The following is a 24,754-nucleotide window of genomic DNA, read 5'->3' as shown; positions in this document are numbered from 1 at the left end:
GCCGAGACGACACGTCGGACCGACGGTCGAACAAGTATCGCCTGCAGGCGCACCGGACACCTTGATACGGAGCATCGTCGGAGGCTATGGTGCTTATGAATCTCGTCGCCGCTCCGACGAACCGTCTCGGCGGCCGACTCGCGATCGAGACGGGCGGCTCCGACCCGCAGCGAGCGCGACTCGGGACGCGGGGAGGGCAGGAGGTGCGCATCGATGAGTGAGTTGCCGCCGCGGACGACGATCAAGCGGTGGCTGGTCACGACCAACCACAAGGACGTCGGGATTCTCTACCTCGCGACCTCGGTTTTCTTCCTGCTGGTCGGCGGCGTTCTCGCCCTGCTCTTTCGCACGCACATGTGGGAGTCCGGCGGGATCGGCCTGCTCGAGAACATGGAGTTCAACCAGTCGGTGACGAACCACGGCCTGTTGATGGTGTTCTGGTATCTCTCGCCGTTCGCGTTCGGGTTCGCGAACTATCTCGTCCCCCTTCAGATCGGGGCGAAGGACCTCTCGTTCCCGCGACTGAACGCCATGAGCTACTGGTTCTATCTGTTCTCGGGGATTCTCCTCGCCATCGCGTTCTTTCAGGAGCGAGCCTTCGCCGGCGGCTGGACGATGTACGCGCCGCTGAACGTTCCCATGTACAATACGGCGATGGCGGCGACGGCCGGCGGGACCCTGACGATCCTCGCGCTGGTCCTGTTCGTCATGTCGACGACGATCGCGACGGTTAATTTCCTCACGACGATCCACTACGAGCGTGCGGAGGGGATGGGTCTGTGGAACATGCCGCTGTTTACGTGGTCGATACTGCTGACCGTCTGGATGATGCTGTTCGCGTTCGCGGCGCTGCTGGCCGCCCTGCTCTTGTTGGTCACCGATCGGGTCCTACTGACCCAGTACTTCGCGACCGATCGGGGCTCGAGCCTGCTGTGGGCGCACATCTTCTGGTTCTTCGGCCATCCGGAGGTGTACATCGTCTTCTTCCCGGCGCTCGGGGTATTGTTCGAGACGTTCCAGACGTTCTGTGGTCGGCGACTGGTCGGCCGCAAGTGGGTTATCATCGCGATGGTCCTCGTCGCGGTCCAGTCGTTCCTCGTCTGGATGCACCACATGTTCCTGACGACGATCAACCTCCCGATCAAGACGCTGTTCATGGCGACGACGATCGGGATTTCGCTGCCCTTCGACCTGATGGTCTTCGCGCTGATCTATACGATGGTCAAAGGGCGCGTTCGATTTACCACGCCGTTCCTGTTCAATCTCGGCGCGCTGGTGTTGTTCATCCTCGGTGGGATCACCGGCGTCTTCCTGGGTGCGGTCGTCCTCGACTACCAGTTCCGCGGCACCTACTGGGTCGTCGCACACTTCCACTACGTGATGGTCGCCGGATCGACGGCGCTGGTCGGCGGCATCTACTACTGGTGGCCGAAGATCACCGGCAAAATGTACGACGAGACGCTCGGGAGGCTCCACTTCGCGGTCTATTTCATCGGTTTCAACCTGCTGTATTTCCCGATGTTCATGGCCTGGGAGACGCCGCGTCGCGTCTTCCATTTCGGGACGGAGTTTACCCTCTATCACCGGCTGGCGACGGTCGGTGCCTTCGTCCTCGGCGCGTCCTATCTCATCATGTTCTACGCGCTCGGCAAGAGCCTGCGCTCGGGCCCCGACGCGCCCGACAACCCCTGGGCGTTTTCGCGAACCGCAGAGTGGGCGACGACGTCGCCGCCGCCCCTCGAGAACTGGCCGGACCGTCCAAGCTACGCCAGCGGGAAACTCGAGTTCGTCGACGACGCGACGGCCGCCGACGGCGGGGCGGCTACACGCGAGCAGGCCGCCCAGACCGAACCGCTCGAGGCCGACCACGAGGACCACGCGAGCATCTGGCCGTTCGGAGTGGGAATCGGCATGTTCGTCACGTTCCTGGGGCTCTCGGGACTGACGCCCTGGGTCGCCGACTTCGCCATCGCACGCGGTGCCGAACTCCAGCAGACCGGGTCGACCGACCTTCTGCACCCGATGTTGTTCGTCGGCGGCATCGCGATCCTCGGTTATACGCTGTTCGAGTACGGCCGCGAGCGATTCCACGCACCCGATCAGGCGATCGCCGAGCGCTGGCCGTTCGAGGGCGTCGGCGGCACGAAACTCGGCGTCTGGTTCTTCCTGGCGTCGGACGTGGTCGTCTTCGGTGCCGCCATCGGGGCGTATATCTTCATGCGCCTGCACGCCGGCTGGGGCACGTTCGAGACGGTACCGCCCTCGGAGGTCGTCGGCCTCGTCAACACCTACGTGCTGTTGACCTCGAGCTTTACCGTCGTCCTCGCGCTCATCATGGCCGAACGCGAGCACAAGCGCGGCCTGTTGGCATCGCTGGGGGCAACGATCGTGCTCGGACTCACGTTCCTCACGGTCAAGGGCTACGAGTGGAGTCTGGAGTTCGCACACGGCATCTACTGGTTTACCGACCTCGAGTATTCGCTGTACTTCGTGACGACCGGCCTGCACGCGTTCCACGTCATCCTGGGCCTGCTCATCGCGTCGTTCATGATTTACCGGATCATGTCCGTCGATGCCTATCTCCGGGATCATCGGCCGGTCGAGTACTTCGGCCTGTACTGGCACTTCGTCGACATCGTGTGGGTGATCCTGTTCCCACTGTTCTACCTGATGTAGGACAGTCGGAACCGCGTTTCCGCACGGGGTGGTCGACCCGAACGGGATTGTCGACTCGCCCGCGAGACCGTCGTGACGACGCCCGTCGCGCGCTCGAGCGGAATCAACCGAATACAAGGCCTCCCGCGCCGAACGGGTCGCTATGGAACTCTCGAGCGTCGTCGACCGACTCGACGAGGAGCTCCGGACCGCCGACTACGCCGATCTCGACGCCAGCGCGAACGGGCTGCAGGTCGGTCCCGAGGACCGCGACCTCGAGCGCGTCGCGTTCGCCGTCGACGGCGTCCGTGAGACGGTCGACCGCGCGGTCGAGGCCGACGCGGACCTGCTGGTCGTCCATCACGGGCTCTCGTGGGGCGGCTTCGATCGCGTGACCGGCCGGACCTACGATCGGATCGCCCCCATGATCGAGAACGACCTCGCGCTGTACGTCTCGCATCTCCCCCTGGACGGCCATCAGCAACTGGGCAACGCCGCCGGCGTCGCCGACCTGCTCGGACTCGAGGACCGCGCCCCCTTCGGCGAACTCGGCACCGAATACGTCGGCCAGCGGGGAACGGCGGGCGACCCCTACGCGCCCGACGCCCTGCGCGACCGGCTCGAAACGACCCTCGAGACCGGCGGCCAGCCGGTCCAGCACCTCGACTTTGGCCCCGACGAGATCGAGGACGTGGCGATCGTTACCGGCAGCGGGGTCGACTGGCTCGACGAGGCCGTCGACGCCGATGCGGACGCGCTGGTGACGGGGGAAGGCAAAGGGAACGCCTACCACGAGGCCCGGGAGGCCGGACTGCACGTCTTCCTCGCGGGTCACTACGCGACGGAGACCTTCGGCGTGCGATCGCTGCAGGACCGCGTCGCGGAATGGGGCCTCGAGACGACGTTTCTCGACGTGCCGACCGGGCTGTAAGCCACGAGCGTCGTCGGTTTCCGGAAGTCCCATCGGACAGCCCAGATCGTCGCCTCGAACGGGTATCCGCGGCTTACAGTCGCGTCGTCTATCGACAGCAAGAGCCTCGTGTAGCGGGCCACGGTGACGATCCGCCATCGACCGCGGCGGTGCAGCCGTCCGCAGTGTCGTCGCTTTGATCGCCGTCACAGCAGGACGCACGTACAGTTCGGTTACAGCGATCGAAGTCGCTGCTAGGCCTCTCGAGAGTTTTTCAGCTGGTTGATAACAATAGTGCCCGCCGTGGACGACGCGAGTGGCCCCGACCCTCGTTCGGGACCGATACGCATGACACGGTTACCACATTCACGACGCGACTATCTGCTGGCGCTCGGCGCGACCGGCGCGGTCGCTGGCAGCGGTGCGATCGTCCTGTCGAGTGCGAGTTCGGACGACGATGACGACGAGACGGATGCCGACGAACCACTGACTGAAGCGGACGACAACGACGATAACGCCGATCAGAAGAACAAAACGGACGACCATGCCGATCACGAGGAGACGGACGGAGACGACGCGGACGCGATGGACGAACTCGAACTCGAGGCGATCGGGTACAGAACCACCGAGGCGGAGACCGGATCGACGCTGGACGCCGCGTTCCGCGTCCACAACCACGGGAAACGGGACGTAACGGTCGAGTGGTCGGTAACCGACGGCAAGCGATCCGGGTCGGTATCCGTCGCCGCGAAAGACGCCACCTCGTTCTGGGTCAGGGGTCTCGAGGACGCGAAAGCGGCGGTCACGCTCTCCCACGACGGGACGGAGATCGCGACGAAAAAGGTCGATTCGAAGACGGAACTCGATCGGAAAACGAAGCGGAAAGGCGAACGGATCGAGTTCATCGACTGTCAGACGGTCCGCGTCGTCGGCGACTTCGAGGAAGTCGTGATCGAGGCGTCGTTCGACGGCGACGACTTCGGAAACGTGCGAGGCCCGGTCGGCCCGGTCGACGGCGAGCGGACGATCCACGTCTCGGAACTCGAGTCGGCACCCGAGAACTCGAGACTCGACGCGGCGGAGGCGTTCCGCGACGCGTCGAACACCATCCCCGGAGGCGGCGCGATCAGAGTCGCGAATCCGGAGTTAGTCGAATGCGGGAAGGAACTGTTCGACGAACCCGAGGACGAGGAGTTCATCGAGTTCATCGACTGTCAGACCGTTCGTATCGTCGGTAACTTCGCCGAGGTTCGGTTCGAGGTGGTGTTCAACGGCGAGGGGATCGGCAACGTGATGCCGTTTATCGGGCCGGTCGAGGGCGAACGGACGGTGTCCATCGACGAACTCGAGGATGCGCCCACGGACTCGATCATCCTCGAGGCGGAAGCCTACCGCGAGGGAACGCCCACCATTGCTGGATTCGGGGAGTTACGGGAGACGAACCCCGATTCAAAGCAGTGTCAGGAGGAGTTCTTCGGCGAAGTCATCGCCTGAGAGTCCCGTTGCAGGGTCCACGCGACTGCCGAATCGGACTCCTGTGACGGCGCGTGTCGGCCCGGCCGGTCGAGACGCAGACCGAGTACCGAACGACGTTCTTGTCGGCCCACGGCAGCGGACCGAACCGCGGCGTTGCAACCGCTTGCCCATTCAAGCATGATAAGCGACGAGTACGACCACGGACGCGGACGATGTTTCGGTCTCCATCGACGAATCACACGCTCCCGCTGGTGGTCGCCGCGGCTCGCGAACTGAGCCCGCAGTGCTCGAGGCGGACGGGTCGTACTATCGGTCGGTCATTCACATCGGTCCGAACTGGGGGCCGCGTCCCGAGATGATGGCAGCGGGTTCGACAGCCTTCCGGTGCGTCCCTTTCGAACCTGCGTCGCGACGGGAAGTGACGGGTTCGGAGCCGTCAGTACGTCCGATACGTCGCCGAACCGATGTCGATCCGGACCAGCGTGTTGTCGGCGTGGGCGTCGGGGTCCGCGTGATACTTCTCGTTGATCCGGCGACGGGCCGCCGCAGTCTCGTCCGCATCGTCGACGACCTCGGCCGTCCCGAGCAGCGTCACCATCCACTCGGTCTGGCCCGCCTCGTCTTGCTGTACCGAGAGGGCGACCCGCGGATTCCGCCTGATGTTCGCCAGCTTCCGGCCCGTCGTCACGACCGCCACGGTTTCGTCAGCGTACCGGTACCAGACCGGCGCGACGTGGGGTCGTCCGTCGACGCTAGTCGCCAGATGTGCCATCAGCGGGGCGCTCTCGAGCAGCCGGGCTGCCGTCGGTGGCACCGTCGTCACGGTCGTGTCGCCGACCGGGAGGGACAAAAGCGCCTGCCATGGCGGTGCCGGCGTGCGAGTCCCGTGCCGCGACCTTTTTTACCGCACCGTCCATACCCGCGGCCATGTCACTGACTGCGGGCGTCGTCGCGGTGCAGGGCGATGTCGAGGAACACGCGGCCGCTATCGAACGCGCCGCCGCGGCCCGCGACCGAGAGGTCACGGTCCGCGAAATCCGCGACGCGGGGATCGTTCCCGACTGTGACCTGCTCGCGATGCCCGGCGGCGAGTCGACGACCATCTCCCGACTGCTCCACAGCGAGGGGATCGCCCCCGAAATTCGGACCCACGTCGCCGCCGGCAAACCCCTGCTCGCGACCTGTGCCGGCCTGATCGTCGCCTCGAGCGACGCCGGCGACGACCGGGTCGACGAACTCGGACTGCTCGACGTGGGCGTCGAGCGCAACGCCTTCGGCCGACAGAAGGACAGTTTCGAAGCACCGCTTGCGGTCGCGGGCCTCGACGATCCGTATCCGGCGGTGTTCATTCGGGCACCTGCGATTGCGACGGTCGGCGACGCCGACGTGCTCGCGTCGTGGGACGACCGTCCCGTCGCGGTTCGGGACGGCCCCGTCGTCGGGACATCGTTCCATCCCGAACTGACCGCCGACAGTCGGATTCACGGCCTGGCCTTCTTCGAAAACGAGGCCGCAGCGGTGCCGTCGCTCGAGGGGCGGAGTTGAAGTTCGTGGCGGCCACCGCCGTCAGAGCTCCGTTTCAGCCGCCGGAGGGGCGGACAGCTCGGAGGCGTCGTCGGGCGTGTATTCCACGTCCCACGTCGAACTGGCAGCGGTCGCGGCATCGATCATCGAAATCGTAGTGCTCGTACCGGGTTCCAGCGCCGTGGTGACCTGCACCGAGCAGGCGGAACGGTTCGAGTAGCGCACTGCCTCTCTCGAGATAACAGTCCCGGTCCAGTTTGCTCTGTGACTCGTTACAGCCGGGCGATACCACCCGATAGATGACATGGGAGCGGTACTCGAGTCACCCTATTGCTTCGCGCACTGGAGGCGTGCCGCACCATCGAGCGCGCCGATCGAGTCCGGCGGTTTCGGACTGCGAGGAGTTGGCGCGGTCTTTCAGCCGCTGTACGACTCGAACACACGCCAGTCACGATCCCCGCCGAGGCGGCTGATTTCTGGCAGCGGAACCACGAAACCCCTGCTGCCCCACCCGTCAATCGATGCTGAACAGTGCCAGTCACGGAAGCGTACGTTTACGGTGCCGAAGCGGGTACGATCCGTACATGACCGCAGCTACCGACGAGACGGAGGGGACACGATGACGGGGACCGATTCGAGCGAGTCACCGGCCGCCCTCCGCGAGGACGCCGCCAGATACGACGAGATCGCCGACGGTCTCGAGGACCTGCTCGCGGAACTGCGCGACGAGGAGATCAAGGACTCGCGGCTCGAGGGACTGTTCGACGAGGTCAGTTCGAGCGATCCGAACATCTGGAACACCGTCAGTGCGTTCATCGACGTCGAAGACGGTGAGGCGGTGATCACGGACGAGTCGAAATTGGCACGGGGAAGTTGGGCTCCGGAGATCATCGAGGGGTGTGATACGCTGATCACGCTCGACATCGAGTACGGGATGATGCCCGACGAGTTCAAATACACCGCCGGCAAGAAGCTGACCCAGCGGATCGAGGAGTTCCGGGAGCAGGCGGCCGACGCGCGAGCGCGGGCGGACGACCTCGAGCGCCGCGCGGACGAGTGAGCGGCCGTCGTGGTCAGTCGCCGGCCACTCGCTCCCGCTCGAACTGTCCGTCGGTCCCCGTCCGCCAGCGCCACGACCCGATCTCGAGGGGCTCGAGCGAGACGATCACGTACGACCGGTCCGGCCAGGTCGCCCGTGCGGCGTCGGTCGCGCTCGGCCGCGGCGGGCCGCGGGGATGAGAGTGATAGAAGCCGACGATCTCCTCGCCGCGATTCTCGAGCCGCTCGAAGACCGCCAACTGTTCCTCGGGATCGATCTCGTATCGCGTCCGCGGTGTGTCGGCGACGTTTTCGGTCGGATACTGCGAGTGCACGCGGCTCTTTCCGCCAGGTTCGTACTCGCCACCAAGAATTCCACAGATTTCGTCGGGGTCTCCCTCGCGGGCACGCTCGAGAATCGTCTCACGGCTGTCAGCCGGTATGACGATCACGGGCTCGAGTCGACCTCGGCTCGAGACGCGGAGTCGACTCGAGCATCGTCGTCGGGATCGGTCGCCGGTTCGAGGGTCTCGAGGTCATCGAACGGAACGGCGATATCCGCGGCCGGCCCGTCGAACAGGGCCGGCTGCACGATCGGTGCCAGCGCCTCGAGCGTGTCGACCAGCCGCGGGCCGGGCCGGTTGAGGTACTGATCGCCGTCCATCGCCCAGACGCGCCCCTCTTGGACGGCCGTCAGGTCGCTCCAGCCGTCGCGCTCGGTGAGGTCCGTTGTATTCCGTGCGGTCTGTGCGAGGCCGAAGCCACAGGGGGCGACGAGTACGACCTCGGGGTCGTAAGCCCGGATTTCGTCCCACTCACGGGGGCGCGAGCGCTCGCCGACAGCGGCCAGCCCGTACTCGCCGCCGGCCCAGTCGACCAGTTCCGCCGTCCAGTGGCCCGCGATCATCACGGGCTCGGTCCAGTCGAAGACCGCCACGCGCGGGCGGTCCTCGGCGTCACTATCGGCGGCTCGGTTCCGGACCGCTTCGATCCGCGACTCGAGGTCCCGTCGAACCTCCCGAGCGCGGTCCTCGCGACCGATGGCATGGCCGATCCGCTCGAGGTCCCCGAGCACGTCGCCGACGCTGTGGGGGTCGGTCGTGACGATCTCGGGCTCCACCGCTATTCGGTCGACAGCATCCTCGATGACGGCCACGTCGACCGCACAGACGTCGCACATTCCCTGTGTGACGATCACGTCCGGCTCGAGAGCGGCGAGGGTCTCGATGTCGATATCGTAGACGCCGGCCTCGGTGTCGGCGGTCTCGAGGACCTGTTGATCGATCTCACCGCTCGAGCCCGCGGCATCGATCCGCGAGCTGGTGACTGCGGGTGCTGACGCAGCGCTCGGCGGATAATCGCACTCGTGGGAGACACCGACCGGCTCGCAGCCGAGCGCGGCAACGGTCTCGGTCGCCGAGGGAAGCGTCGTGACGATTCGCATACTGCTCGTAGGGTGTGCGCGACCAAAAACGGCGGGCTCGAGGAACGACGGGAGGAACGGAGGGAGCGTGGGTGGGACGAGCGGGAACTGCGCGTTCCGCTATCGTGACGACACGGAGTAACTACATTCTCCCCAACCGATCGCCATTCACGGACACACAGGCCCGTCGCATGGGTCACGGGACCGCCGATCCCACGCCAACGCTCGCAAATTAGGGGCAGGGCTAGCACGCACCATCGCAGACGGGTGAGAGGAGACCGGAATTGGCGAAGCGCGATTCGCCGCTATCGCTTTGCCGACGCGGCGTCCGCGAGCACCGTCTCGAGTTCCCGAACCCCCTCCTTCCCCGTCCGATCGGGATTCGCGAGGACGCGCACCGGCTGCTCGCCGAGGGAGACGAAGCCCAGATCGAGGCGGTCGGCGGTCTCCCGCAGGCCGAGACCGGCATCGGCGTCGCCCGCGATAACCTTGCGAGCGGGGCTCTCGTGGGCTCGGAGTCCGAGATCGAAGCCGTCGACCGCGTCGACGATTTCGTGGCGGTCAGTTCCTCGTTTCTCGGCAACGTCGGCGATCGAAGCACCGAGACTCGAGCGCAACCCGGAGTCGGTCGTCCGATTGACGAACCGGAGGTCGCGGTCGACCAGATCGTCGAGGCCCTCGATCTCGTCGGGGTTGCCGGCCCGGACGACCAGCCCCCACTCGCGGTCCCAGCGCCCGATTTCGTCCGCTTCGATGTCCCTATCGAGCGGCCCCGCGACTACCGCCACGTCGGGGACGCCCTCGCGGAGCCGCCGCAGGCCCGGTCGGGAGCCGACCGAGAGGTATCGCGGGCGCTCGAGGCCGTCGAGCACCCGCGAGACCGTCGGGTCGTCCTCGCCGACCCCGAACAGCGTCGGTGGCCGGACGTCGGGGGAGAACAGCGTGACCGTGACGGACTCGCCCGCCTCGAGATAGTCGGTCTCGGGGCCGACTTCGACGACGCCGTCCGCGTCGGCGAGGCTGGTCGTCGCGCCGCTGCCCTTGTCGACGGGGTAGACGAGCGTCTCGCCGTCGCCATCCGTGACCACCCCGACGGGCATGAGCCGGTGGCGACCTTCCTCGTACCGTTCCTGCCGTGCCAACCGGCCGGAGACGGTCGCGGACGCCGGCTCCGGTCTCCCGGCAGCCTCGCGGATCGCCGGCGCGACGAAGGTCCGGAAGACCATCATCGCGGAGACGGGATAACCGGGGAGTCCGACGTACGCGGAGTCGTCCAACCGCCCGATCAGCATCGGTTTCCCCGGCTTGATGCTCACGCCGTGGAGCAGCAACTCGCCTTGCTCGTCGATAACGCGGTAGATCACGTCGACCGCACTCGCGCTGGTCGATCCCGAGGAGAGGACGAGGTCACACTCGTCGGCCGCGGTCCGCAGAATCCCCTCCATCTCGTCCTGCTCGTCGCCGGCGTGGGGGTAGAGCACCGCCTCGCCGCCCGCATCCTCGACCCCGGCGGCGATGGTGTAGCTGTTGACGTCGTAGATTTCGCCGCGCTCGCTCTCGAGGTCGTCGCCCGGCCGCACGAGTTCGTCGCCGGTCGAGACGATGCCGACCCGCGGCTTGGCTCGGACCGGTACCTCGTCGATCCCCAGGGCCGACAGCAGGCCGATATCGCGGGGCGTGATCGTGGTCCCGGGGCCGAGCGCGCGTTCGCCCGCGGCCACGTCCGCACCCGCGAACATGACGTTGTCACCGGGGGCGACCGCTGTGCGGACGAGAACCTCGTCACCGCCACCGTCCGTATCGGTGCGCTCCACCGGCACCATCGCGTCGGCACCGTCGGGCATCACCGCGCCGGTCGAAATCTCGGCTGCCTGCCCCGCCTCGAGTGCCACGTCCGGTTCCGCGCCGGCGTGGACCTCACCGACGACCGCGAGCCGAGCGGGGTCGGCCTCGTCCGCGCCGAACGTGTCCCGTGCCCGGAGCGCGTAGCCGTCGAGGCTCGCCCGGTCGAAGCCCGGCACGTCGAGTTCGGCGTCGAGCCGCGCCACGAGCACTCGGCCCCGCGCGTTCTCGAGCGGGACGCGTTCGATGCCCCCCTCGAGGGCCAGCGAGTCGATCGCCGCCCGTGCCTCGTCGGGGGTCGCGAGATCGCGAAACTCCTTGCGGGTCATAGCGCCCCTTCGGCCGCCGGGGCTAAAAACGTCGGTCGACTCGCCGCGGCGTTTCGGTCGCTGCGACCGCCCGTGAGAGGGGACCCCACGGCAACGGTTAAGCGTCCGCCCGAAGAGGTGCGACCCATGTCACGGCTTTCCGACACCGATCGCGAGCGCATCGCTGCCCTCTTCGACCGTCATCTCGAGGTCGGGCTCCACCACGGGGCGCAACTCGCCGTCTACGTCGACGGCGAGCCGGTGCTCGACCTGGCGGGCGGCGTCGAAGCCCCCGACGGCCCGGCGGAGACCCGCGGGACACGACACGTCCTCTTCTCGAGTACGAAACCCTACGCCGCGGTCACGCTGCACTCGCTCGTCGAGGAGGGGCACCTCGAGTACGACGACCGGGTGGTCGACCACTGGCCCGCGTTCGCCGACGAGGGGACGGAAAAGGCGGCGATCACCGTCCGGCAGGTGCTCAGTCACACCTCGGGGCTCAACCGGGGCGAGATCGACGACCGGCCCGACCTCTGGGACGACTGGGACGCCGTCGTCGAGCACCTCGAGACAATGGAGCCCACCTTCACGCCGGGCGAGACGCCGGCCTATCACGCGCTGACGTTCGGCTGGCTGGTCGGCGAACTTGTCCGTCGCGTCTCCGGGATGCCGATCGAAGAGGCAGCCGAAGCGCGCGTCTTCGACCCCCTCGGCATGGACGACACCGGCATCGGTCTCCGGGAGGACGAGGACGATGATGTCGCGACGCTCGTCGGCTTCGAGGAGTTCGACCGCTGTCGCGACCCCGGCGAGGGGCTGGGCGATCACACTGAGGTCGCAGCACCGTTCAACGCCGAGGAGATCCACCGCGCCGTGATCCCCGCCGCCAACGGCATCGGGACCGCCGGGGACATGGCCCGCTTCTACGCCTGTCTCGCCAACGGCGGCGAACTCGAGGGAACCCAACTCCTCGAACCCGAGACCGTCGACCGGATGACGCGTCTCGAGGCCGAGACGGACGCCGACGGTACACTCGGCCGCGAAGGCCGGTTCGCGCTCGGGTTCTGGAAGGGCGGCACGACGGTCGCACCCTACGGTTCGCTCTCGCCCGCGCACGTGTTCGGCCACGCTGGCCTGGGCAGCAGCGTCGGCTGGGCCGACCCCGTGGAGAATATCGGCTTCTCCTACGTGACCAACGGGGTACGGGACGGCTCCTACGAACACGTCGCCCGCGTGAACGCGCTGGCGGACGCGGTTCGGCAAGTGCTCCGGTGAGTTCGTCCTCCGGAGCGTCGATCGAAACCGACCGCATCCGGGAGGTGATGCACAGCGACTCGCTGCTCCGAATCGGCGTGCACGACTGTGAACTCCGCGCTCGGTGTTCTCGTGAAGGACTACGGATTGATTTCCCAGTTTTCGACGGCAACCGTCTCGCCGGCCGGAATCCCCTCGCGGTCGTCGTCGACGACCACCCAGCCGTCGGCCAGCGCGACGCTCGAGAGGACGCCCGACCCACTCGCCCGCGTCGGGATCGCCTCGTATCGCGGCTCGTCGGGCTCGAGGTCGGCCGCGTCGCGCTGCTCGAGTCGCACCCGCGCGAACGTCCGCGCCCCGGGTTCGCTCGGGAGTTTGCGCTCGAGGCGAGCCCGCGTGCTCGGGTGGGGGTCGGGCTCGGTCCCCTCGAGCCAGCGGAGCGTCGGCCGGAGGAACTGGACGGCGTTGACGATGCAGGCGACGGGGTAGCCCGGCAGTGCGAGCACCGGCGTCTCCTCGACGATCCCCAGACAGACGGGGTGGCCGGGTTTGAGCCCGACACCGTGGACGAGCACCTCGCCGAGGTCGGCGATCACTTCCGGCAACAGGTCGCGCTCGCCGACCGAGGAACCGCCGGTGGTGACGACCACGTCCTTCGTCAGATCCCGCTGTATCGCCACGCGCAGTGACTCGGGATCGTCGGTGACCACGTCGCGGTAGGTCGCGCGAGCGCCCCACCGCTGGGCCAGCCGCGAGACCGTCAGTCCGTTGGTTTCGATCACCTCGCCGGGACCGGGGTCGCCCGCGACGAGTTCCTCGCCGGTCGGGACGACGCCGACGGTCGGCTGCTGGGCGACCGCGACGCGGCCGTAGCCCGCCGACCGCAGCAGGCCGAGATCCGACGGCCGAAGCCGGTGGCCCGCATCGTAGAGGTGCTGCTCCGCCTCGATATCCTCGCCGACCGGCGCGACGTTTTCCCCCTCCGCGACCGCGTCTTCGATCTCGAGTTCGCCGACCGACTCGCGCTCGGTGACCCGTTCGATCATGACGACGGCGTCGGCTCCCTCGGGGAGCGCGCTGCCGGTGTGGACTCGTGCGGCCGTCCCGGGGGCGATGCTGTCGGCGGTCGCGTGCTCGTCGGTACCGGCAGTGTCAGCGGCGGGTTCGGCGATCCGCAGTACTTCCGGCGAGCGGTCGCTGGCCCCGAAGGTATCCGCGGCCCGGACGGCGTAGCCGTCCATCGCCGCCCGCCGGTAGTGGGGCACGTCTCGAGCGGCCGTAACGGGTGCGGCGAGGACGCGGCCGTCCGCGCGGTCGACATCGACGGTCTCGGTCCCGCAGGGCACGTCCGAATCGGCGTCCCCGCCCCTCGCGACTGCCGCCTGCAGAATCCGGCGCGCCTCGTCGACGGGTGTTCGGACCTTGAACCCGGCCTCCGTGCGCTCGCGGTCGGCTCCTTCCATACCCTGATTCGGGTCGCCGGACGGCAAAAGCGTGGGGGAACCCGTCGGCTGCCCGGTCGCTCGGGCGAGAAGCGGGCGTCAGCGGTCGGCTTCCGTCCCGACGAGTGTGCAGTAGCGCCACCCGTGTGTCACGCCGGGCGGAGTTGATAGAGGGTGACACACGCGCCGCTGCATCAGGGCCGGTCGGTTCGCTCTGAGACGACGGCGTCCCCGCGGTAACTGGCCGTCATCGAAACCGCCCACGGACCGCTCGTCGGGGGTGAGAGATCGCCGCGACCACGGGGTTTTTCGTATCGGGGTTCGAACCGATATCCATGTCAGCGCTCCGCGACGCGTTGCGGGACCTCTCCGAGGACGTCTTCTTCGATCTGCTCGAGAGCGACGATGCCTACCTGCTCGTACTCGACGTCCCCGGCGTCTCCGTCGAGTCGCTCGACCTCGCGATCGAGGACGGCCGCATCTCAATCGATGCCCACCGGGAGAAAACGCCGGCCGGCGACTACCAGTACGTCGAGGAAAACCGGTCGCTGTTTCTCGACGTCGACCTCCCGCTGCCCGACGACGCGTCCGATGCGGGTGCCGAGGCCGCCGTCGACCGGGGCGTCCTCGAGTTGACGCTGCCGAAACGCGGTTCCCGCGAGGAGACGACGATCGACATCGTCGACGAGGGCTCCTAACCCGGGTGACCGAGGCTGGTCTCACTTCGCGCATACAAGCGATTTGCCGTCGTCACGTGGCAGTTCCTTCCGCTGTTGCTCGCCTACGCCCGCGACCGGCGGCGGTTCCTCCTGTTCGGCCGTCCCCGGCGGGTTGAGCCGGAGACGCACCGCCACCGAGCGGAGGTGCTACTCGAGTCGCTGTTGACTCTCGGACCGACGTTCATCAAACTCGGCCAGTTGCTCTCGACGCGTCCCGACGTGCTCCCGCCGGCGTACATCGACGTCCTCGCGTCGCTGCAAGACGACGTGCCGCCGGCACCCTGGCCCGGAGCGAAACGCGTTCTCGAGGACGAACTCGGTCCCGTCGACGAGCGATTCGCGGCGTTCGATACCGAACCGATAAGCGGCGCGAGTCTGGGACAGGTCTATCGGGCGCGTCTCGACCGCGAAAGCGAGCACGCACGGACCCACACGAGCGGTGAGGGCGGCCACGCCGTCGCCGTCAAGATCCGCCGGCCGGACATCGAGGACCTCGTTCGGGCCGATCTGCGGGTCATCAAGTGGTCCCTGCCGCTCCTGCTGTACTTCGTCGATGACGCCCGTTCGTTCTCGCTGGAGAACCTCGCCGAGGAGTTCTCGAAGACGATCCGCGAGGAGATGGACTACGAGCGCGAGGCGGCGATGCTCACCGAAATCCAGTCGAATTTCGCCGACGACGACGGGCTCGTGATCCCCGACGTGGTCGAAAGCCACTCCGGCCCGCGCGTGCTCACCATGGAGTACATCGAGGGGACGAAGATCAACGACGTCGACGAACTCGAGCGCAGGGGGATCGATCGTACGCGGGTCGCAACGGACTTACAGCGTGCGTACCTGCAGATGATCATCGACGACGGGGTCTTCCACGCCGACCCGCACCCGGGAAACCTCGCGGTGACCGACGACGGACGGATCGTCTTCTACGACTTCGGCATGTCGGGACGGGTCGATCCGTTCGTGCAGGACAAGATCGTCGACTTCTACATCGCCGTCGCCAATCAGGACATCGACGGCATTCTCGACGCGCTCGTCGAGATCGGGACGCTCTCCCCCGACGCGGATCGGGGCGTCATGGCCGAAGTGATGGAAATCGCGATCCAGGACGCCCGGGGCGAGGACATCGAACAGTACCGGGTCAACCAGATCGTCGGACAGATCGAGGACTCAATCTACGAGTTCCCCCTCCGACTGCCGAAGAACCTCGCGCTGATCCTGCGGGTCGCAACCGTCGTCGAGGGAGTGTGTGTCACCCTAGACGAGGACTTCGACTTCATCTCGACTGCGACCGAGTACCTGACCGAACAGGGGTACCGCGAGGAGTCCATTCGGAACTACATCGACGAGACGGGCCGACAGCTCCGCCGATCGGGCGAGTCACTGACGCGTCTCGCGCCCAAGACCGAGCGCGCGCTCGATCGGCTCGACCGGGACGACCTCTTCGTCCGTATCGGCGTCGAGGACGAGCAAAACGTCTTCGACAAACTCGCCAAGCGACTGGTCTACGGCATGCTCCTCACCATGTCGCTGTTCTCGATGGGTGTCCTGTACGCCCTCGAGGCACCCAGGGCATCGGTCGTCGCGGCGGGGTTCTCGGTGATCGTCGTCATCCAGCTCTATCGGTCGTTCCGCTCACCGACATCGATCGGCGCGCGACCGCAGTTCACGCGACAGAACCTGCGCCAGCGACGCGGCGAGGAGTAGCGCCGGTGCGTTCATCGGCGACTGACTGTCGGTTCGCGCGGAGTATCCATCCCATTACAATGTCCCGTCTGCCGGTTGGGGCTGGCAATGGCGACAGTGTTGCTCGCGAATCCGAACGCCGAGGTCGTTACCCGAGACGAGCGCCGGTGGATCATCGCCGGCACGCACCGGCGCGAACTCCGCACTGCGATCGAACGCGGCGCGCCGTTCGCAGCGGTCAAAGCGCTTCACGACTCGCTGCCCGGCGAGGGAACGGTCGTCGTCCTTTCTGAACGGGCGGCCGAACCGACGGTGCAGGCCCACCGCGGGATCACGTCGGCCTACGAAGTGTTCTACTGTCTCGACTCGAGCGGCGAACCGGTCGTCACCGACCTGTTTCGAAACGCCCTCGCGCGGCTCGAGCCGGCCGATCGGACGGTGCCGGACCGCGCGACGGCCGCGCACCTGCTCTATCGGACGACGCCGATCGATACCTACGTCGAGCGGATCCACCGGCTCGGTCACGGCGAGACGCTCACCTGGACGCCCGGCGAGACGACGCCCCGAACCGAACTGACGGAAACGCTCACGCCCGAGTCGGGACTCGCGCCCGAGAGCGCACACGAGCGACTCGACGAGGTCCTGGCGGCGGTCTGTGCCCCCGTCGCGGACGAGGCGTCGCTCATGCTCTCGGGCGGCGTCGATTCGACCGTCCTCGCGCCCTACCTGACGAACCCCACCGAGAGCGTGACCGCGTCGTTCGACACGCCCGAACTGGCGTTCGAACGTGAGTACGCCGACCGCGCGAACGAGCTCGTCGAGACCGACCGCGAGGTCGTCGAGATGGCCGAGTCGAACTACCTCGAGCGGCTCGAGGCGGCCGTCGACGCGCTGGGGCTGCCGCCCCACCAACTCCAGACGCCGACGTTCGACGGCATCTACCGCGAGTACGACGGGGCCGATACGTTGGTCAGCGGTCAGGTCGCGGACGCCGTCTTCGGCCTCAGCGGCTCGCTCGAGACCGCTCGCACCGTGTGGCGGACGCGCCCCCTCGGCTACGTCCCGCCGGTCGGTGAGAAACTCCGGCATCACCGGGACGTGCTCGATGGACTCCGGCGGCATCCGTCCGATCCCGACGGACAGGGGCTGCAGTTCGCGGTCTACACGGATATCCCGGCGGTCATCGAAGCGATCGGACGCCGGCAGTACGAGCGACGCCAGCGCGAGCGCTACAAGTACGCGATGGATCGGGTGCCCGCGGCGTCGGGGACCCGGTACGCCAGACACGTCCACGTCGGACAGTGGGTCGATTTCTTCTGCGAGGACGCCGTCACCGTCTGGCGGCAAGCCGCCCTCGCCCGCGGCTGCGAAATGTACACGCCGTTCGCGGGCAAGGCCGTCGCCGAGCTCGCGCTCGGGCTCCCCGCACCCGAGCGGTACGTCCGCGACGGCGAGCCCAAACACGTCCCGAAGCGATTGCTCGGCGAGTGGTACCCCGCGTACGACCGGCGCAAGCCGAAGGGGAACGGGAACTTCCCCGCGGAGCGATTTCTCGGATCGGGGCCGCTCGAGTCGATCTTCGACCGCTACGAAATCCCCGAGTTCGCGCCGGCTGTCTCGGGCGCGATCGGCGACTGCTCCCCCGGCCTCGCGTGGAACCTGGCGGGCTACGCCGTCTGGCGCGATCGGGTTCTCCGAGCGGACGACCTCGAGCCGGTCGGCCACACCCGAACCGTGTCGGTGCCCTCCGGGACGCCCCGCTCCGAGGGGGAACCGGTGTGACCGCGCCGGCACCGTAGACGGCCGTCCCGAAGTCGGTGCGGACGGCCGAGCGGGTGCTCGTCGCTGCCTCGAGTGACGCCGCAAGCGCGCCAAGCCTCTTTTGGCCCCGAGACCGAACGACCGGTATGGACTATGATCGGCTCGCCGACCTGTCGGTGACGATCGACGAGGTATCGATCGAGCGCCGCGAGCGTGCGACCTCGAGCGATTTCACCCGCGTCACGACGGAGTTCGCCCTTTCCGGGCCGGGATCGAGCGGCGACGCCGTGGTCACCGGACGCGGCGAGGATGTCACCTACGAGACCGCGGATCACGACCGGCTAGCGGAAACGGGGTTGCCGGACCTCACCGGCGACTACACCTTCGCATCGGTGTCCGACCGACTCGCCGACCTCGATCTCTTTCCCGGCGGTGCGCCCGATCGGGCTGTCTTTCGGAACTACCGGCGCTGGGGCATAGAGAGCGCCGCGCTGGACCTCGCGCTCCGGCAAGCGGGGACCGACCTCGGGAGCGAACTGGAGCGCAGCTACGACCCCGTCCGGTTCGTCGCCAGCACCCGACTCGGCGACCCGCCGACGACCGATCGACTCGAGTCGTTGCGCGAGCGGGTGCCCAACCTCGAGTTCAAGCTCGATCCGATCCCGTCCTGGGACGACGACCTCGTCGCAGCCATCGGCGACACGGTCGGGACCGATGCGGTCCGCATCCTCGATCTGAAGGGCCAGTACGAGGGCACCGATGTCGACGTGCCGGCCGATCCCGCCCTGTACGAACGCGTCCTCGCGGCGTTTCCCGAGGCGATCATCGAGGACCCCGCGCTGACCGACGAGACGCGACCGCTGTTCGCGGACCCCGCCGTTCGAGAGCGGGTCTCCTGGGACGCCCCGATTCACGGGCTCGAGGATGTCGATGCGCTACCCTGGGAACCCGACTGGCTCAATATCAAACCCTCGCGGTTCGGCTCGCTCGAGTCGCTGTGTGAAACCCTCGCCTATTGTGCGGAACGCGATATTCGGTTGTACGGCGGCGGCCAGTTCGAACTCGGCGTCGGTCGCGGTCACCTCCAGTTGCTGGCGTCGTTGTTCTATCCCGACGGCCCGAACGACATCGCGCCGCGGGCGTACAACGACCCCGCCGTCGGCGACGGGTTGCCGACGAGTCCGCTCGAGGCCCCGGTCGATGCGGCCGGGTTCCGATGGGAGCCGTCCGCGTCGGGGTCGCGAGAGGGGCACTGAACGGGCAGCGCCGACGGTGGCCCCGACGCCGTCGTGACCGCGACGGATCGAACCCGTCAGGCTCGAGACCAGAATCGCTTTGTTGGATTCGCGTCACGTACTGCGTAATGGTTGCGCTACTAACTCTCGCACAGGCCGGCAATTGGAGCGCGCTCGTCCCCGGATCGAACGCGTTTCTGGCGGCCGTGCTCCTTTTCGGGACGTTCGCGGTCGTCTTTCGGGCGGTCTCCTGGCTAGCATCGACCGACCTCGACCGACTGTTGCTGGGCCTGACGTACGCCGCCGGGCTCGTCGGCTTCGTTGCGACTCGCGATCTCGCGCTCGCCTTTGCACCGCCGACGGCGACCCTGGCCTAGCTGTTCGTCGCGAACCGAACGGCCGTTCCGGGCCATCGCAGCCGATCGCCCGAGGACGGAGCGGGACGTGAGTCGCGAAGCGACGAGGAGACCGACACTGCACTCGAGACGGCCGCTCTCGATACCGACCCACCTGGTCACGACTTCGACGATGTCGGTGGCATGGACGAACTCACGGAGACGTTACGCGATCGTGTGATCGACCCGTTGACCCGCCGCGACGTGTACGACCACTACGGGATCGGAGCCGTCAACGGCGTCCTGTTCCACGGTCCGCCCGGTTGCGGGAAGACCTTCGTCGCCAGCGCAGTCGCGGCCGAAACCGACTACAACTACATCGAGGTCACGCCGGCCGACATCACGAGCAAGTACATTGGCGAAGCCGCCGACAACGTCGCGGCGGTGTTCGAGGCCGCCCGCGAGAACGAGCCCTGCCTGGTGTTCATCGACGAAATCGACGCGATCGCCGGCGATCGCTCGGGCCGAATGGCGACGAGCGAACAGCAGATGGTCAACCAGCTGCTGACCGAACTCGAGAGCCAGGACGACTCGGAGATCGTCGTGTTCGCGGCGACGAACTACCTCGACGACGTCGACGACGCCATCCTGCGATCGGGCCGGTTCGACGAACGGGTCGAGGTCCCGCCGCCGGACCGACAGGCGCGCCTCGAAATCCTCCGGCTCGAGCTGGCCGACACGCCGGTCGCCGACAACGCGACCCTCGCGGCGATCGCGGATGCGACCGCTGGCTACGCCTCGAGCGACGTGACGGTACTGACCGACGTCGCGACCCGTCATGCGATCGCCGACGAATCGTCGGTCAGGCAGTCCCATCTCCGCCGAGCGGTCGACGAAATCGACACCAGTATCCCGGGCTGGCTCGATCGCTACGATGACCGGTTCGACGAGGACATCGGCCGTTCGTCGACCGAAGAGCCGGTACCGTTCGACGCCCTGCCGGGGATGGGCGATCTCACAGCGGCGGTCGAACGCCGCGTCTTCGACCCGCTTTCTAATCCCGATGGCTACGAGCGCTACGGGATCACACCCGTCGACGGTGTGTTACTGTACGGGCCGCCCGACGCGGGGAAGACAACGCTCGCCCGGTCGATCGGCGCGGAACTCGATCGGCCGCTCGTCGAGATCAGTCCGGACCGCTTCCGCCGCGAAGGCGTCGACGATCCGGCCGATCGCACGGCAGAAATCATCGAAGATGCACGTTCGATCGCGCCGAGCGTCCTGGTACTCGACGATCTCGACGAACTCGCACCCGCATCGGGCGGGTCCAGAGCGATCCGACGCGTCGCGACGCGGCTGGCGACGCTCCTGCCGACGCTCGAGGACGACGTGCTCGTCGTCGGGACCGCGCGAGGGGTCGAGCGGGTGAACGTCGATGTCCTTCACGCGGGGACGTTCGACGAGCGGATCGAGGTTCCGCCGCCGGACGGCAGGACTCGCGCCGCGATTCTGGACGATGCGCTCCCGGACGGCATCCTCGCCGAGGACATCGACCTCAACGCGGTTGCCGACGCGACGGCGGGGTTCAGCATCCGCGACGTGCGCCATCTTGCCGGCCGAATCGGTCGCGAGGCCGTGCGCCGCGAGGAACGGATCACGACGGATCGACTCGTCACAGAGGCAGACGCGGTCGAGGCGACCCTTGACGGGTGGAACGGGCCGGAGCTCGACGGCCTGCCCCCCGAGGTCGTCCCCGACGGGACCGGTCGGCGGCCGTAACCCTTCCCGGAACGTGACTGGAGCTACCGTGCGACCCGTTGTCGGGCAGAACTCGCCGCAGCGCGCATTCCAAACGGTTTATGCACGTCGATTGATTACGCCGGGACATGGCGAAACAGCAGACCGAGGTTCGCGACCTCCAGGAAGGCAGCTACGTCATGATCGAGGACACGCCGTGTAAAATCAACGCCTACTCGACGGCCAAGCCGGGCAAACACGGCAGCGCCAAGGCTCGTGTCGAGGCCGAGGGCGTCTTCGACGGCAAGAAACGATCGCTCTCCCAGCCCGTCGACGCGAAGATCTGGGTCCCGATCATCGAACGCAAAAACGGACAGGTCGTCTCCGTCGACGACGGCGACATGCAGGTCATGGATCTGGAGACCTACGAGACCATCACGATGCGCATTCCCGACGACATCGATGTCTCCCCCGACGAGAACATCGAATACCTCGAGATGGAAGACCAGCGAAAGATCGTCTGATGTTTCCCGGGGCGACCGACGAACGCGAGGGGACCGACGCGGCGGCACAGTCCGATCGTGACGGCGACTCCGACACGGGAGGGCCCGAGTCCACCCGTGGCGGCGCGAACTTCGTGGTCGTCGGTGCGCCCCTGGACGCCACGACGACCTTTCAGCCGGGGACCCGCTTTGGGCCCCGGCGCATTCGATCGTTTGCCGAACCGTTCGACGACTACGACCACCGGACGGACCGATACTTTTCGGAGCTTGGCGTCGTCGACCGCGGCGACGTGCGGGCCTGGGACGATGTCGAAGCATATCTCGAGTATCTGACGAGTACGATCCGCGAGGCCGTCTGGAACGACGCCGTGCCCCTGCTATTGGGGGGCGAGCACACCGTCTCGCTCGCGGGCGTCCGCGCGGTCGAACCCGAGGTGTTCGTCTGTTGCGACGCCCACCTCGACCTGTACGACGCCTACGACGGGAACCCGCTCTCCCACGCCGCCGTCACCCGCCGAATTCTCGAGGACGTCGCATCCGTCGAGGACGTGATCGTCCTCGGCGCTCGCACCGGTAGCGAAGCCGAGTGGGAGCGAGCGGCCGACGACGACGTGACCGTCGTCCCGCCCGAAGACGTGGGCGAGTGGACGCCCGGGGATCGACTCGCGGACCGCGAGGTCTACCTGAGCGTCGACATCGACGCTGCGGACCCCGGCTACGCACCGGGCACCGGAACGACGGAGCCGTTCGGCCTCGAGCCCCGCGAACTCCGCGACGTGGTTCGGTCGGTCGCATCCCACGCCGGCGGGTTCGATGTGGTCGAAGTCAACGACCGCGACGACGGGCAGGCGGCCGCCTTGGCCGCAAAACTGGTCCGCGAGTTCGTCTACTCGCACGTCGACGGCTAACCCGGCACCCAGTTTGCCAGGCGGACCCGGACGGCGACCGGTCGCGGCGAGCGACGGGACGCCATGCGAACCGGCTGATTCGACCGAGAGTACACCCTTTTGGCGCTCCGTGCGAACTCCCGCGTATGATCGAGACGACGCTGTGTTTCCCCCTCCGCGACGACGGTGACGACGCCGACGACGTATTGCTGATCGAGAAACGCCGCGGGTTGGGCGAGGGCTGGTACAACGGCCCCGGCGGGAAACTCGAGTCCGGCGAAACCCCGCGGGACTGCGCCGTCCGCGAGACGAGAGAAGAGGTCGGCCTTGACGTCCGCGACCTCGAGAAGGCCGGCGAACTCACATTTCTGCTTGACGGCGAGGGCCACACGTTCTGTCACGTCTACCGGACGCGCTCGTTCGAGGGCGAACCCACGTCGTCCGAAGAAGCACACCCGGAGTGGGTCCCCGTCGACGATGTCCCCTACGATCGGATGTGGGACGACGACCACCTCTGGCTACCTGGCGTCCTCGCGGGGAACACCGTGGCCGGCGAGTTCCGGTTCGAGGGCGGCAAGCCGTTAGACGAGGCCGCGTTCGTCGATCACGACCTCGAGTGGGGCGTGTCGCTCGGGAACGAGAACTGACCGACGGAAGCGCCTGCCGCCGCGGCGGCAGGTGTTCGCCACGCCCCACCCCGGTTGGCGTCGTCCGCTCACGGCGGTTCGCCGCCGTCGGCACGGCCCGCGAGACCGGCGATCTCACCGACTCGAGCGTGCTGCGGGCGATCTCTCCCGCTCTGCTCAGGGCTTCAGAACGACCTTCCCGGAGCTCTTCCGGTCCTCGATGTACTGGTGGGCCTCGGCCGCGTCCTCGAGCGCGAACGACTCGCCCAGGATGACCTCGAGATCGCCGCTGGCGAACCCGTCGGTCAGTTCCGGGACGGCCTTCATGACGCGACTCGGATCGTGCGTGGCGGCCTGGCCGAGGTGGAACCCCTTGACGGTCTTGTTCTCGAAGAGCAGCCGCTGGTTGCTGACCTCGGCGGGGACGCCGCTGGCGACCCCGTAGGTGACCATCCGGCCGAAGTGAGCCATCGCGTCGAGGCTACGCTCGAAGACGTCGTCGCCGACGCTCTCTAAGACGAGGTCGACGCCCTCGCCGTCGGTTTCCTCGTCGACGACTTCGCGAAAGTCCGTCTCGGTGTAGTTGATCGGGTGGTCACAGCCGAGGTCGGCCGCGAGGTCGAGTTTCTCCTGCGTACTCGCGGTACCGAAGACCTCCGCGCCGGCGTTCGACGCCAACTGGACGGCCGCGGTGCCGACACCGCCGGCCACAGCCTGGATGAGCACGGATTCATCCGCCTCGAGGCCGCCCCACTCGAAGAGACAGGCGTGGGCAGTCAGAAACTGGACGGGGAAGCCGGCGGCTTCCTCGAAGCGCATTGCGTCGGGGATGGGAAAGAGCAGGTCCGCGGGGGCGGTGACGGACTCCGCGTAGCCGCCGGTGTCGAGCATGCCGACGACGCGATCGCCTTCCGACAGTTCCTCGACGCCGTCACCGACCGCGTCGACGACGCCCGCGGCCTCCATCCCGGGGACGTACGGCGCTTCGGGGCCGTCCGGGTAGTGACCGCGGCGCTGCATGATGTCAGCGAAGTTAATTCCCGCTGCCTCGATGTCGATTCGAACTTCACCTTCACCGGGCTCGGGTTTCTCGGCCTCGATTACTTCTAGTTGCTCGCTGTCGCCGTACTCGCTGACTTCGATGGCTCGCATATCCGTATCTCCGTGACCGATTCCCATAAGTCCGCGAGAACCGGAAGAAACCCGTTTGTGATTTCTGAAACTGTGTCAGCGAATAAAAAGCAAGGGTCAGCGTACCTCCGACCGGAGGTACGCCGAGACCAATTCGCTGACGATGACGACCGCGAGGATTGCGAGCAGAATCGTCAGCACGTGATGCCAGTCGAGGAAGTTGATACTGCTCTGGAGTTCGATGTCAATCTCGCCGGCACCGACGAAA

22 protein-coding genes are annotated in these 24,754 nt (G+C 67.2%); 16 read left to right on the top strand and 6 right to left on the bottom strand.

Features of this window, described 5'->3' with window-relative positions; genetic code table 11:
• Window positions 1-86 precede the first annotated feature (86 nt).
• From FGF80_RS19770 to FGF80_RS08305, 4 genes are all read left to right on the top strand, one after another.
• Window positions 87-221 carry a hypothetical protein gene (locus FGF80_RS19770; RefSeq protein WP_269150348.1) on the top strand — a complete coding sequence of 45 codons (135 nt, stop codon included), beginning with the start codon at window positions 87-89 and terminating at the stop codon, window positions 219-221.
• Window positions 214-2,676, top strand: a complete 2,463-nt coding sequence (locus FGF80_RS08315) for a cbb3-type cytochrome c oxidase subunit I (protein WP_138653307.1) — start codon at window positions 214-216, stop codon at window positions 2,674-2,676. The genes FGF80_RS19770 and FGF80_RS08315 overlap by 8 nt, the downstream gene beginning before the upstream one ends.
• A 142-nt stretch (window positions 2,677-2,818) precedes the next feature.
• Window positions 2,819-3,586 (top strand): Nif3-like dinuclear metal center hexameric protein, encoded by a 768-nt coding sequence (locus tag FGF80_RS08310; protein ID WP_006185607.1) that lies wholly within the window; start codon window positions 2,819-2,821, stop codon window positions 3,584-3,586.
• Between the two features lie 327 nt (window positions 3,587-3,913).
• Window positions 3,914-5,059 (top strand): hypothetical protein, encoded by a 1,146-nt coding sequence (locus FGF80_RS08305; protein WP_138653305.1) that lies wholly within the window; start codon window positions 3,914-3,916, stop codon window positions 5,057-5,059.
• A gap of 418 nt (window positions 5,060-5,477) precedes the next feature.
• Here the strand turns inward: FGF80_RS08305 and FGF80_RS08300 are convergent, their stop codons facing one another.
• Complete coding sequence (locus FGF80_RS08300) at window positions 5,478-5,864, bottom strand: pyridoxamine 5'-phosphate oxidase family protein (protein ID WP_083864581.1); 387 nt, start codon at window positions 5,862-5,864, stop codon at window positions 5,478-5,480.
• A gap of 104 nt (window positions 5,865-5,968) precedes the next feature.
• On the opposite strand from FGF80_RS08300, the gene pdxT reads away from it, so the two are divergent.
• Window positions 5,969-6,586: a pyridoxal 5'-phosphate synthase glutaminase subunit PdxT gene (pdxT, locus tag FGF80_RS08295; protein ID WP_006185610.1), complete on the top strand. Its 618-nt coding sequence runs from the start codon at window positions 5,969-5,971 to the stop codon at window positions 6,584-6,586.
• 598 nt (window positions 6,587-7,184) lie between these two features.
• On the top strand, window positions 7,185-7,625 hold the full coding sequence (locus tag FGF80_RS08290) for a hypothetical protein (RefSeq protein WP_138653303.1): 441 nt from the start codon (window positions 7,185-7,187) through the stop codon (window positions 7,623-7,625).
• A 13-nt stretch (window positions 7,626-7,638) separates the two neighbouring features.
• Here the strand turns inward: FGF80_RS08290 and FGF80_RS08285 are convergent, their stop codons facing one another.
• The 3 genes from FGF80_RS08285 to FGF80_RS08275 all read right to left on the bottom strand — a co-directional run bounded on the left by FGF80_RS08285 (window position 7,639) and on the right by FGF80_RS08275 (window position 11,197).
• Window positions 7,639-8,055, bottom strand: a complete 417-nt coding sequence (locus FGF80_RS08285) for a desampylase (protein WP_138653301.1) — start codon at window positions 8,053-8,055, stop codon at window positions 7,639-7,641.
• Window positions 8,052-9,047: an ABC transporter substrate-binding protein gene (locus FGF80_RS08280; protein ID WP_138653299.1), complete on the bottom strand. Its 996-nt coding sequence runs from the start codon at window positions 9,045-9,047 to the stop codon at window positions 8,052-8,054. The genes FGF80_RS08285 and FGF80_RS08280 overlap by 4 nt, the downstream gene beginning before the upstream one ends.
• Window positions 9,048-9,331: 284 nt before the next feature.
• Complete coding sequence (locus FGF80_RS08275; RefSeq protein WP_138653297.1) at window positions 9,332-11,197, bottom strand: molybdopterin biosynthesis protein; 1,866 nt, start codon at window positions 11,195-11,197, stop codon at window positions 9,332-9,334.
• A gap of 126 nt (window positions 11,198-11,323) precedes the next feature.
• On the opposite strand from FGF80_RS08275, the gene FGF80_RS08270 reads away from it, so the two are divergent.
• Window positions 11,324-12,451, top strand: a complete 1,128-nt coding sequence (locus FGF80_RS08270; protein WP_006185615.1) for an EstA family serine hydrolase — start codon at window positions 11,324-11,326, stop codon at window positions 12,449-12,451.
• A gap of 119 nt (window positions 12,452-12,570) precedes the next feature.
• Here the strand turns inward: FGF80_RS08270 and FGF80_RS08265 are convergent, their stop codons facing one another.
• Window positions 12,571-13,893 carry a molybdopterin molybdotransferase MoeA gene (locus tag FGF80_RS08265; protein WP_138653295.1) on the bottom strand — a complete coding sequence of 441 codons (1,323 nt, stop codon included), beginning with the start codon at window positions 13,891-13,893 and terminating at the stop codon, window positions 12,571-12,573.
• A 314-nt stretch (window positions 13,894-14,207) separates the two neighbouring features.
• On the opposite strand from FGF80_RS08265, the gene FGF80_RS08260 reads away from it, so the two are divergent.
• The 9 genes from FGF80_RS08260 (at window position 14,208) to FGF80_RS08220 (ending at window position 23,376) form a co-directional block, all read left to right on the top strand.
• A complete protein-coding gene (locus tag FGF80_RS08260; protein WP_138653293.1) occupies window positions 14,208-14,570 on the top strand; it encodes an Hsp20/alpha crystallin family protein in 363 nt (120 codons plus the stop codon).
• Between the two features lie 75 nt (window positions 14,571-14,645).
• A complete protein-coding gene (locus FGF80_RS08255) occupies window positions 14,646-16,292 on the top strand; it encodes an ABC1 kinase family protein (RefSeq protein ID WP_138653291.1) in 1,647 nt (548 codons plus the stop codon).
• 87 nt (window positions 16,293-16,379) lie between these two features.
• Entirely contained in the window at window positions 16,380-18,053 is a 1,674-nt protein-coding gene (locus tag FGF80_RS08250) for an asparagine synthase-related protein (protein WP_138653289.1), read from the top strand.
• A 125-nt stretch (window positions 18,054-18,178) separates the two neighbouring features.
• Window positions 18,179-19,288 (top strand): enolase-like domain-containing protein, encoded by a 1,110-nt coding sequence (locus FGF80_RS08245; protein WP_138653287.1) that lies wholly within the window; start codon window positions 18,179-18,181, stop codon window positions 19,286-19,288.
• A gap of 107 nt (window positions 19,289-19,395) precedes the next feature.
• A complete protein-coding gene (locus tag FGF80_RS08240; protein ID WP_138653285.1) occupies window positions 19,396-19,644 on the top strand; it encodes a hypothetical protein in 249 nt (82 codons plus the stop codon).
• A 162-nt stretch (window positions 19,645-19,806) separates the two neighbouring features.
• Window positions 19,807-21,381, top strand: coding sequence for an AAA family ATPase (locus tag FGF80_RS08235; RefSeq protein WP_138653283.1), 1,575 nt, complete (start codon window positions 19,807-19,809; stop codon window positions 21,379-21,381).
• A 107-nt stretch (window positions 21,382-21,488) separates the two neighbouring features.
• Complete coding sequence (locus FGF80_RS08230; protein ID WP_006185622.1) at window positions 21,489-21,863, top strand: translation initiation factor IF-5A; 375 nt, start codon at window positions 21,489-21,491, stop codon at window positions 21,861-21,863.
• Entirely contained in the window at window positions 21,863-22,750 is an 888-nt protein-coding gene (gene speB / locus FGF80_RS08225) for an agmatinase (protein WP_138653281.1), read from the top strand. The genes FGF80_RS08230 and speB overlap by 1 nt, the downstream gene beginning before the upstream one ends.
• 125 nt (window positions 22,751-22,875) lie before the next feature.
• Window positions 22,876-23,376: an 8-oxo-dGTP diphosphatase gene (locus FGF80_RS08220; RefSeq protein ID WP_138653279.1), complete on the top strand. Its 501-nt coding sequence runs from the start codon at window positions 22,876-22,878 to the stop codon at window positions 23,374-23,376.
• 156 nt (window positions 23,377-23,532) lie between these two features.
• Here FGF80_RS08220 and FGF80_RS08215 read toward each other — a convergent pair whose 3' ends face one another.
• Window positions 23,533-24,507 (bottom strand): quinone oxidoreductase family protein, encoded by a 975-nt coding sequence (locus FGF80_RS08215; RefSeq protein ID WP_138653277.1) that lies wholly within the window; start codon window positions 24,505-24,507, stop codon window positions 23,533-23,535.
• Window positions 24,508-24,754 lie beyond the last annotated feature (247 nt).

This window comes from Natrinema pallidum (genome assembly GCF_005890195.1).
In the GTDB taxonomy this organism is placed as follows: domain Archaea; phylum Halobacteriota; class Halobacteria; order Halobacteriales; family Natrialbaceae; genus Natrinema; species Natrinema pallidum.
Note: the sequence above shows the minus strand (reverse complement) of the source record. Positions and strands in the feature narration are given on the sequence as shown.